The following is a 10,298-nucleotide window of genomic DNA, read 5'->3' on the forward strand; positions in this document are numbered from 1 at the left end:
CGGGGCCTCCTGCCCGGGCCTTCGTAGGATCGGGGGCATGAGCCCCGATCGTGCCAAGGACGTCACCCCGCCACCGCTGCCCGCACCGCTCGCGGTCGAGGTCGCCGACTCCCACACCCACCTGGACATGCAGGCGGGCACCGTGGAGGAGGCCCTCGCCAAGGCGGCGTCGGTCGGGGTGACGACCGTGGTGCAGGTCGGCTGCGACCTCGCGGGCTCCCGCTGGGCCGCCGAGACGGCGGCGGCCCATGCGGCCGTGCACGCCACCGTCGCCCTGCACCCCAACGAGGCACCCCGCATCGTCCACGGCGACCCCGACGGCTGGTCCCGCCAGGGCGCCCGTACGCCGCTGGGGGACGCCGGGCTCGACGAGGCGCTCGCCGAGATCGACCGGCTCGCCGCGCTGCCGCAGGTCAAGGGCGTCGGCGAGACGGGCCTCGACTACTTCCGTACGGGCCCGGAGGGCAAGGCGGCCCAGGAGAAGTCCTTCCGCGCCCACATCGAGATCGCCAAGCGGCACGGCAAGGCCCTCGTCATCCACGATCGCGAGGCCCACGACGATGTGCTGCGCATCCTGAAGGAGGAGGGCGCCCCCGAGCGCACCGTCTTCCACTGCTACTCGGGCGACGCCGACATGGCGCAAGTCTGCGCGGAGAACGGCTACTTCATGTCGTTCGCGGGCAACATGACGTTCAAGAACGCGCAGCCGCTGCGCGACGCCCTCGCCGTGGCGCCCGCGGAACTGGTCCTCGTGGAGACCGACGCGCCGTTCCTGACCCCGGCCCCGTACCGCGGTCGGCCTAATGCCCCTTATCTCATTCCGGTCACGCTGCGGGCGATGGCCGAGGTGAAGGGCGTCACCGAAGAAGCCCTCGCGACGTCGGTCTCCGCCAACACGGCCCGCGCCTTCGGTTACTGACCCATAACGATCGGACCCGCTCACCTTCGGGCATGATCGCGACACTGCGTAGTCGCGCTGCTTTGGAGAGTGAGGGTTGCTCCGCTAGGTTCTGCTCGCCCGATCCGCCCCCACCGGGGCCGGACCCTTGGAGCGCCTGGAGCCTCGTTGAGCACATCGCCGTACGAGACGACGTATCAGCCGTCGTACGAGCCGCAGGACTCGTACCAGCCCTACGAGCCCTACGAGCCGGAGTACGGCGACACGTACCGGCCCGCCTACGAGTACGCGGCGCCGGCGCCGGCCGCCGAGCCCGAGCTGCCGGCCGGGGCCGGTCCCGGCGGCGAGCCGCGGCTGCCGCGGCAGGCGGCGACGGACGGCGGGCGGGCCGCCGCGCGCCGCGCCGCCCGCCGCAAGAAGAGCGACCCGCGCCCCGACGGGCTGCGCAGGCTGCTGCCGCAGGCCCTCGTCGTCGCGTTCCTGGCGGGCGGCACCTCGGCGTTCGTCGCCAACGACAAGGCCATCGAGCTGACCGTCGACGGCAAGGAACGCACCCTGCACACCTTCGCCGACGACGTCACCGAACTCCTCGCCGACGAGGGCGTCGCGGTCGGCGAGCACGATCTCGTCGCCCCCGCCGAGGGCACCGCCCTGGCCAGCGGCGACCAGGTCTCCGTGCACTACGGCCGCCCCGTCCAGCTGACCCTCGACGGGCAGCGCCGCAAGGTGTGGACGACCGCCCACACCGTCGACGGGGCGCTGCGGCAGCTCGGGGTGCGGGCCGAGGGCGCGTACGTCTCCACGTCCCGCTCCCAGAGCATCGGGCGGCACGGCCTCGAATTCGCCGTACGCACCGAGCGCAGCGTCACGATCATGGCCGACGGGAAGCGGCACGCCATCCGCACCAACGCGGCCACCGTGGGCGAGGCCGTCGGCGAGGCCGGGATCACCCTGCACGGCCAGGACACCACCTCCGTACCGGCGAGCAGCTTTCCGCGCGACGGGCAGACCGTGACCGTGATGCGGGTGACCGGGAGCAAGGAGACCCGCGAGGAGTCGGTGCCGTTCGCCGTCGAGCGGACCCGGGATCCGTCGCTGTTCCTCGGCACCGAGGTCGTGGAGCAGGCCGGGGAGGCCGGGGTGAAGCGGGTCACGTACGAGCTGCGCACCGTCAACGGGGTCAAGCAGAAGCCGCGGCGTACGAAGACCGAAGTGGTGCGGGAGCCGCGTACGCGGGTGGTCAAGGTCGGGACCAAGCCGTTGCCGTCGTCCGTGGCCGGCGCCGATTCGCTCAACTGGTCCGGGCTCGCCGCCTGTGAGTCCGGGGGGCGGCCCGGGGCCCTCGACTCGACCGGTACCTACGGGGGTCTGTACCAGTTCGACACCCAGACCTGGCACAGCCTCGGCGGCTCGGGCAGCCCGCAGGAGGCGCCTGCCGCCGAGCAGACGTACCGGGCGAAGAAGCTGTACGTCCGCCGGGGCGCCAGTCCTTGGCCGCACTGTGGGCCCCGGCTGCACGGGTAGTCGTTCGTCTGCGGCGCCGTCGTGGCTGGTCGCGCAGTTCCCCGCGCCCCTGAAGGCTGCGCTTCGCGCGCCTCCCCCTGGGGCGCACCCCTGATGGAGACAGCGCACGAAGTGCGCATCTCCAGGGGCGCGGGGAACTGCGCGAGAAGCCCCACCGGCCGTCGGTCGACCGACAACCCAGGGGCGCGGGGAACTGCGCGGGAAGCGGCCACCGGCCCGCGGACGGCCGTCGGTCGCGAAAAGCCCCGGCTACCCTTGGACGGTGAGCACCACAGACCCCCAAGGCCCCCTGCTCGGCGCAGCCGACATTCGCGAACTCGCGGCGGCACTCAACGTCCGGCCCACCAAACAGCGCGGCCAGAACTTCGTGATCGACGCGAACACGGTCCGCCGCATCGTCCGCACCGCGGAGGTCACCGGTGACGACAACGTCGTAGAGGTCGGACCGGGCCTCGGCTCGCTCACCCTCGCCCTGCTCGACGCGGCCCACCACGTCACAGCCGTCGAGATCGACGACGTCCTCGCCTCGGCGCTCCCGGCGACGATCGCGGCCCGCCTCCCGGCGAAGAAGGACGCCTTCGACCTGGTCAACATCGACGCGATGCAGGTCACCGAACTCCCGGGCCCGCCCCCCACCGCCCTGGTCGCGAACCTGCCGTACAACGTCGCGGTGCCGGTCCTGCTGCACATGCTCGACACGTTCCCGAGTATCGAGCGCACCCTCGTCATGGTCCAGGCCGAGGTCGCCGACCGCCTCGCCGCCGGCCCCGGCAACAAGGTCTACGGAGTCCCCTCCGTGAAGGCCAACTGGTACGCCGACGTCAAGCGCGCCGGCAGCATCGGCCGCAACGTCTTCTGGCCCGCGCCGAACGTCGACTCCGGCCTCGTCTCGCTCGTGCGCCGCGCCGAGCCCGTCGCCACCACGGCCACGAAGGCGGAGGTGTTCGCGGTCGTCGACGCCGCGTTCGCCCAGCGCCGCAAGACGCTGCGTGCCGCGCTGGCGGGCTGGGCCGGATCGGCGCAAGCCGCAGAGGAGGCGCTGGTCGCGGCCGGGGTCTCCCCGCAGGCGCGTGGCGAGGCACTGACGGTGGAGGAGTTCGCCCGGATCGCGGAGGCCAAGCAGCAGTGAGTGTGACCGTACGCGTCCCCGCCAAGGTCAACGTCCAGCTCGCCGTCGGCGGCGCCCGCCCCGACGGCTTCCACGACCTGGCCAATGTCTTCCTCGCCGTGGGCCTGTACGACGAGGTGACCGTCGAGCCGGCCGACGAGCTGAGCCTGACGTGCACGGGCCCGGGCGGCGACCCCGTTCCCGAAGTACCCCTGGACCGGACGAACCTCGCCGCCCGCGCCGCGATCGCGCTGGCCGAGCGGCACGGGCTCGGCGACCCCAAGGTCCGTATCCACATCGCCAAGGACATCCCCGTCGCGGGCGGCATGGCGGGCGGTTCGGCCGACGCGGCGGGCGCCCTCGTGGCCTGCGACGCGCTGTGGGGCACCGGGGCGTCCCGTGCCGAACTCCTCGACATCTGCGCCGAGTTGGGCAGTGACGTGCCGTTCAGCCTGGTCGGCGGGGCGGCGCTCGGCACCGGGCGCGGTGAGAAGCTCCAGCCTCTTGAGGTGGGCGGGGAGTTCTGGTGGGTGTTCGCCGCGGCCGACGGCGGTCTGTCGACCCCGGCCGTGTACCGGGAGTTCGACCGGCTCAGCCCCGAGGCGCCGGAGCCGGTCGCCTCGCCCGCGCTGCTCGACGCGTTGCGCACCGGTGACGTGGAGCGGCTCGCGGCCACCGTCACGAATGACCTTCAGCCGGCCGCGCTCTCCCTCTTCCCCTCCCTGAAGACGACGCTCGACGCCGGTGTCGCCGCCGGGGCCGTGGCCGCGCTGGTCTCCGGCTCGGGACCGACGACGGCGTTCCTCGCGGGGGACGAGGCCGCGGCGCGGGTTGTCGCCGACGGGCTTGCCGCGTCGGGGGCGTGCCGGGCGGTGCGGGTGGCTTGCTCGCCGGCTCCCGGGGCGACGGTACTCAGCGGTAACTGAGTACGCGGGCGGTGCCGTGGGGGTGCCTCGGCGCGGGACGCTGTGCCCATGCAGAGACCCAGAGGTCGTCGTCGCCGCCGGTTGCGCCGGGCCGCCGTGCCGCTCGGCGCCGTTGCCCTCTTCGGGCTGAACGCCGCGCTTGCCGCCCGCGGCCACCCGCTGCCCCCGCCCGGCCTCGGTGGTGGCGCCGGCCGACTGGCCCGCCCCCGCGAGGTCGCTCCGCTGCTCAGGTCCCGGCGCCGGGGACGCCCCGCGCCCCTGGGCCGTCGTTCGTCTGCGGGCCCGCGGGTCTTCTCGCGCAGTTCCCCGCGCCCCTGAGATGCGCACTTCGTGCGCCATCTCATCAGAGCCGCACCACCCGCCCGTCAGGAGAGGCGCACCACCTGCCCCTCAGGAGAGGCGCCGCGCCACTCGTCCGTCAGGAGAGGCGCGCCACCCGCCCCTCAGGAGGGGCACGCCACCGGCCTTTCATGAGAGGCGCGCCCCACCTGCCCTTCAGGAGAGGCGCGCCACCGGCCTTTCATGAGAGGCGCGCGAAGCGCAGCCTCAAGGGGAGGCGGCGCGAAGCGCCTGCCTCAGGGGCGCGGGGAACTGCGCGGGAAGAGGCCACCGGCCGTCAGCCGACCGACAACCCAGGGGCGCGGGGAACTGCGCGGGAAGAGGCCACCGGCCGTCAGCCGACCGACAACCCAGGGGCGCGGGGAACTGCGCGAGAAGCCCCACCGGCCGTCAGCCGACCGACAACCCGACAAGGGGCGCGGGGAACTGCGCGAGACGAGGCCACCGGTCCGCGGGTGAAAGACAAGCCGATGAGGGGCGCGGGGAACTGCGCGGTCGGCCCCCGCCGGAGTCGCGCGCGGCAGGTGTCGGGGCGGGGCAGGCGTAGGCCCGACTACGCTGGACAGCCGGGCCCACTCCGGAGGGCCCGGCGAAACCCCGCGGCAGGAGCGAAATGGCAGTCAATCTGGTCAATGTCGAGGCAGTCACCAAGGTGTACGGCACCCGTGCCCTCCTCGACGGCGTCTCCCTCGGTGTGCAGGAGGGCGACCGGATCGGCGTCGTGGGGCGCAACGGCGACGGCAAGACCACCCTCATCCGCATGCTCGCCAAGCTCGAAGAGGCCGACACCGGCAGGATCACCCACAGCGGCGGCCTGACCCTCGGCGTCCTCACCCAGCACGACTCCCTCGACCCCGAGGCCACCGTCCGCCACGAGGTGATCGGCGACCTCGCCGACCACGAGTGGGCGGGCAACGCGAAGATCCGCGACGTGCTCACCGGTCTGTTCGGGGGGCTGGACCTCCCCGGCTTCCCCCAGGGGCTCGACACCGTCATCGCCCCGCTCTCCGGCGGCGAGCGCCGCCGTATCGCGCTCGCCAAGCTGCTCATCGCCGAGCAGGACCTCCTCGTTCTCGACGAGCCCACGAACCACCTCGACGTCGAGGGCATCTCGTGGCTCGCCCGCCACCTCCAGACCCGCCGCTCGGCCCTCGTCTGCGTCACCCACGACCGCTGGTTCCTCGACCAGGTCTGCACCCGCATGTGGGACGTGCAGAAGGGCGACGTCTACGAGTACGAGGGCGGCTACTCGGACTACGTGTTCGCCCGCGCCGAGCGCGAGCGGAGGGCCGCGACCGAGGAGACCAAGCGGCAGAACCTGATGCGCAAGGAGCTGGCCTGGCTGCGCCGCGGCGCCCCGGCCCGCACCTCCAAGCCCCGCTACCGCATCGAGGCGGCCAACGAGCTGATCGCCGACGTGCCGGAGCCCCGCGACAAGAGCGAGCTGATGAAGTTCGCCAACGCCCGGCTCGGCAAGACCGTCTTCGACCTGGAGGACGTGACCGTCCAGGCCGGACCGAAGGTGCTGCTCAAGCACCTCACCTGGCAGCTCGGCCCGGGCGACCGCGTCGGCCTGGTCGGCGTGAACGGCGCGGGCAAGACGTCCCTGCTGCGCGCGCTGGCCGACGCGGCCACCAGCCAGGGCGATGTCCAGCCCGTCGCCGGAAAGGTGATCGTCGGCAAGACCGTGCGGCTCGCCTATCTCTCGCAGGACGTGACCGAACTCCCGGGCACGCTGCGGGTCCTTGAGGCCGTGCAGCAGATCCGCGACCGCGTCGATCTGGGCAAGGGCCGCGAGATGACCGCGGGCCAGCTGTGCGAGCAGTTCGGGTTCAGCAAGGAGAAGCAGTGGACGCCGGTCGGCGACCTCTCCGGCGGTGAGCGCCGCCGGCTGCAACTGCTGCGCCTGCTCATGGACGAGCCGAACGTCCTGTTCCTCGACGAGCCCACGAACGACCTGGACATCGAGACGCTCACCCAGCTCGAGGACCTGCTCGACGGCTGGCCGGGTTCCATGGTCGTGATCTCCCACGACCGGTTCTTCATCGAGCGCACCACCGACAACACCTTCGCGCTGCTCGGCGACGGCACGCTGCGGATGCTGCCGCGCGGCATCGAGGAGTACCTGGAGCGCAGGCAGCGGATGATCGAGGCCGCCACCCCGGCCCCGGCCGCCGCACCCGCCGCGAAGTCCGGCCCGTCCGCGGCCGACACCCGCGCCGCGAAGAAGGAACTGCAGAAGGTCGAGCGGCAGATGGACAAGATCTCCGAGAAGGAGGCCAAGCTGCACACTCAGATCGCGGACAACGCGACGGACTTCGGCAAGGTCGCCAAGCTCGACGCGGACCTGCGCGCACTCGTCGCCGAGCGCGAGGAGCTGGAGATGCGCTGGCTGGAACTGGCCGAGGACGCCTGAGCCGGGGGCGCCCGACGGGTGGTAGAAAGAGGCGTCCGGCAGCCCTGGGGAGGCGCGCGTCCGGACGTATCTCACCGGGGGGCCGTCAGCGAAGAAAGGGGAGGGCTGATGACTCAGCCGCCCGACCCGCGGCCGTCCGGCAGCACCTCCGCCCCACAGGACGCTCCCCAGGACGGACCGCCCCGGCCGCCGCAGGACGACCTGTTCCGCAAAAGGCCGCCCGCCGCGCCGCCCGCCCCACCGTCCCCCGGCGCCTTCGGCCCCCCGCCCCCGCCGCAGGCGCCCGCGCAGGGCTACGGCTACCCGGGCCCGCCCGCCGCGGGGCCGCGGCAGTACCCGTACACCTATCCGCAGCCGCCCACCACGCCCCCGCCGCCGCCCGCCGGTGCCGGACGCCCCGGTTCGCCGGTCGCCTGGATCATCGCCGCGGCCGTCGTGGCCATCGCCCTGATCATCGGCGCGGGCGTCCTGTACGCCACCTCCGACGGAGGCGGCAGCGGCGACAGCCCGGGCAGCACCGCAGCCGACGGCAAGCGCGGCGGCGGCGACGCGAGCGGCCCGGGCTCCGGATCCGGCTTCGGCGAGGCGGGCGAGGAGAAGGTCCCCGCCGACCCCTCCGCCCGGCTCGCTTTCACCCTGCCCGCGCCCAAGGTCGCCAAGGACAAGGTCGACAGCGTCGTCGGCTCCTGGCTGACCGACCGTACGTACGCCAAGGCGGGTGTCGCCGAGATCGTCGGCCACGACCCCGCGACCGGGAAGAAGACCTGGACACTGCCGCTGCCCGGCCAGACCTGCGGCGCCACCGAGGACGTCACCAAGGACGCGCTGGCCGCCGTCGTCAGCGAGAACGGCGCGCGGGGCGCGGACGGCCGGCACCGGACCTGCTCGCAGATCACGCTGTTCGATGTGAACACCGGTGACAAGGTGTGGACGAAGAGCGTCGGCACGGGCGTCTCGGCCGTCCCGTTCGAGGAGCCGGTCTTCTCCGGCGACACGCTGGCGCTCGGCGGCGGTCTGCGCGGCGGCGCCGCCCTCGACATCAAGACCGGCAGGATCCTGTGGCAGCCGCAGAGCGGAACCTGCGAGGACGTCGGCTACGCGGGCGGCGCGCAGCTGGCCACCGTCCGCAAGTGCGGTGTGAACGGCCAGAATCAGTACGAGGTCCAGCTCCTGGACCCGAGGACCGGCCGCCCCAAGTGGACGTACAAGCTTGCGAACGGTGTCGGCAGTGCCCGGGTGCTGTCCACCGACCCGGTCGTCGTCGGGGTCGGCACCGGGGAGAACGCCGCGGCCACGGTCACCGGCATCATCCCGATGAGCCCCACCGGCAAGCCCCTCACCACGATCTCCCTCGACGCCGACACGTACGACCTCGGCTGCGACGTCGGCCGCACCGACGGCTGCCGGAAGATCGTCGTCGGCAGCGGGCGGGTCTATCTGGCCACCCGGCAGCACGAGGGCGGCGCCTCCGGCACGACCAACGAGATCGTGTCCTACGGCCTCACGTCCGGGCGGCTCACCGGCGAGCGGGTGGACGGCGGCGACTACCGGATCTTCCCGCTCCGGATGGACGGCGGGAACGTCCTCGCCTACGAGGACGGCTCGTTCGGCAAGGGCGTGCGGATCGTGTCCGTCGATCCCCGCTCGATGAAGCAGACGGCGCTGCTGCGGACCCCGACCGATGACACGGCCATGTACGCGGTCAGCGGTATGGTCGTCGGCCTCAGCGGTTCCGAAGTGCGTTACTCGGGCGGCCGGTTGTTCCTCGGCAAGGCCCTGATCAGTGCGCCCGCCTCGAAGGACCACAAGGAGTACACGGCGATCGCGTTCACCGCGGGTGGATCCACGCCCTGATCACAACCGGGCGCGAGACGGCCTGCTTTTACGCTCCCGCACCCCCAATCACCCCTGAAAAGCTGCGATTTCAGCATTCAGGGCCGCTTCTCACCGGTAGGGGGCGCGCGACGTCGAACAAGCGTGTAGCTTCCGGTGGATGAAGGAGGACGGGGAGTCGGGGGGCTCGCCTGTCCGTGGGGGGCCCAGGGGACATGTACTGCCTCTGGGTCGAACTGGGGGGTTGGCCCGATGGGAGTGCGGCTCATGGTGGTCGACGACCACCGACTGCTGGCCGAGGCGCTCGCCTCGGCACTGAAACTGCGCGGACACCGTGTCCTCGCCGCGGCCGCGCCCGCCGCGGGCGCCGCCGAACTGGTCATCTCCCGCGCCCCGGAGGTCTGCCTGCTGGGCACGTCGGCCCCGGCGGAGCCGGGCACCTTCGACCCGGTCGTCCGGATCAAGAAGGAGCGCCCCCAGGTGGCGGTGGTGGTCCTCGGCCCGGTCCCGTCCCCGCGTGGCATCGCGGCGGCGTTCGCCGCGGGCGCCTCCGGCTACGTACGGCACGACGAGCGCATAGAGGGGGTCGAGCGGGCCCTGATGAAGGCGCGGGCCGGTGAGGCGGCCGTGGCCCCGGCGCTGTTGCAGGGTGCGTTCAGCGAGCTGCTCAATCCGGCGGCGCAGCCGGACGACGAGGGGCAGCGGCTGCTTCAGATGCTGACTCCGCGCGAGGTGGAGGTCCTGGTCCGGGTCGCGGACGGCGAGGACACCCGGCTGATCGCGGCCGGCATGGGCATCGCCCCGTCCACCGCGCGCACCCACGTCCAGCGGGTCCTGATGAAGCTGGGCGTCGGCTCCCGACTGGAGGCCGCCGCCCTCGCGGCCCGCACCGGCCTGCTGGACCGGGCCGGACCGGTGGGCGGCGATCAGTCCTCCGCTTCACAGGAGCAGGAGTCGTGAGCTATAGTCGATCTTGCGTTCGGCGCTGCAACTGACAGCGAAGAACAGTGCGTTGGTCGTCTAAGGAAAGACGCCCCGCTTCCTGCGGGGAAATGCAGGTGCAAGGCCTGCCCGGCGCTCAAGAAGCAGAAGGCCCACTCCGTTGCGACGGAGTGGGCCTTCTGCGTTGTGTGCGAGTGGGGCACGGACCGGGGCCGGGGGGGGGGGAGGAAGAGGCGAGGGCGAGAAGGCGTCCGGCGGTATGTATAGCGAGGGTCGTCCCCTTTCCCCGTCTCTTCCCTCCATTCGATCGAG

At 72.7% G+C, this 10,298-nt stretch carries 8 protein-coding genes; all 8 read left to right on the forward strand.

All coding sequences use genetic code 11. From position 1 onward, the window contains the following. The first annotated feature begins 37 nt into the window (after positions 1 to 37). Positions 38 to 919 (forward strand): TatD family hydrolase, encoded by an 882-nt coding sequence (locus tag ACFVDP_RS31055; protein WP_383496947.1) that lies wholly within the window; start codon positions 38 to 40, stop codon positions 917 to 919. Between the two features lie 147 nt (positions 920 to 1,066). Then, on the forward strand, positions 1,067 to 2,422 hold the full coding sequence (locus ACFVDP_RS31060) for a ubiquitin-like domain-containing protein (protein WP_383496950.1): 1,356 nt from the start codon (positions 1,067 to 1,069) through the stop codon (positions 2,420 to 2,422). 262 nt (positions 2,423 to 2,684) lie between these two features. Continuing rightward, positions 2,685 to 3,551: a 16S rRNA (adenine(1518)-N(6)/adenine(1519)-N(6))-dimethyltransferase RsmA gene (gene rsmA, locus ACFVDP_RS31065; RefSeq protein WP_383496953.1), complete on the forward strand. Its 867-nt coding sequence runs from the start codon at positions 2,685 to 2,687 to the stop codon at positions 3,549 to 3,551. Further along, positions 3,548 to 4,456 carry a 4-(cytidine 5'-diphospho)-2-C-methyl-D-erythritol kinase gene (locus ACFVDP_RS31070; protein WP_383496956.1) on the forward strand — a complete coding sequence of 303 codons (909 nt, stop codon included), beginning with the start codon at positions 3,548 to 3,550 and terminating at the stop codon, positions 4,454 to 4,456. Before rsmA ends, ACFVDP_RS31070 begins: the two co-directional genes overlap by 4 nt. Positions 4,457 to 4,504: 48 nt before the next feature. Next, positions 4,505 to 4,774: a hypothetical protein gene (locus ACFVDP_RS31075; RefSeq protein WP_383496959.1), complete on the forward strand. Its 270-nt coding sequence runs from the start codon at positions 4,505 to 4,507 to the stop codon at positions 4,772 to 4,774. 634 nt (positions 4,775 to 5,408) lie between these two features. Next, entirely contained in the window at positions 5,409 to 7,211 is a 1,803-nt protein-coding gene (locus ACFVDP_RS31080; RefSeq protein ID WP_383496962.1) for an ABC-F family ATP-binding cassette domain-containing protein, read from the forward strand. 108 nt (positions 7,212 to 7,319) lie between these two features. Continuing rightward, positions 7,320 to 9,065, forward strand: coding sequence for a PQQ-binding-like beta-propeller repeat protein (locus tag ACFVDP_RS31085; RefSeq protein ID WP_383496965.1), 1,746 nt, complete (start codon positions 7,320 to 7,322; stop codon positions 9,063 to 9,065). A 231-nt stretch (positions 9,066 to 9,296) separates the two neighbouring features. Then, complete coding sequence (locus tag ACFVDP_RS31090; RefSeq protein WP_383496968.1) at positions 9,297 to 10,004, forward strand: LuxR C-terminal-related transcriptional regulator; 708 nt, start codon at positions 9,297 to 9,299, stop codon at positions 10,002 to 10,004. Positions 10,005 to 10,298: the final 294 nt, after the last annotated feature.

The sequence above is a fragment of the Streptomyces sp. NPDC057694 genome, assembly GCF_042799415.1.
In the GTDB taxonomy this organism is placed as follows: Bacteria; Actinomycetota; Actinomycetes; order Streptomycetales; family Streptomycetaceae; genus Streptomyces.

What these genes read in the sequence shown, in the direction of transcription:
- ACFVDP_RS31090 (WP_383496968.1), top strand. Translation starts at nt 9,297, where the DNA reads ATGGGAGTGCGGCTCATGGTGGTCGACGACCACCGACTGCTGGCCGAG.
- ACFVDP_RS31075 (WP_383496959.1), top strand. Translation starts at nt 4,505, where the DNA reads ATGCAGAGACCCAGAGGTCGTCGTCGCCGCCGGTTGCGCCGGGCCGCC.
- ACFVDP_RS31055 (WP_383496947.1), top strand. Translation starts at nt 38, where the DNA reads ATGAGCCCCGATCGTGCCAAGGACGTCACCCCGCCACCGCTGCCCGCA.
- ACFVDP_RS31085 (WP_383496965.1), top strand. Translation starts at nt 7,320, where the DNA reads ATGACTCAGCCGCCCGACCCGCGGCCGTCCGGCAGCACCTCCGCCCCA.
- ACFVDP_RS31080 (WP_383496962.1), top strand. Translation starts at nt 5,409, where the DNA reads ATGGCAGTCAATCTGGTCAATGTCGAGGCAGTCACCAAGGTGTACGGC.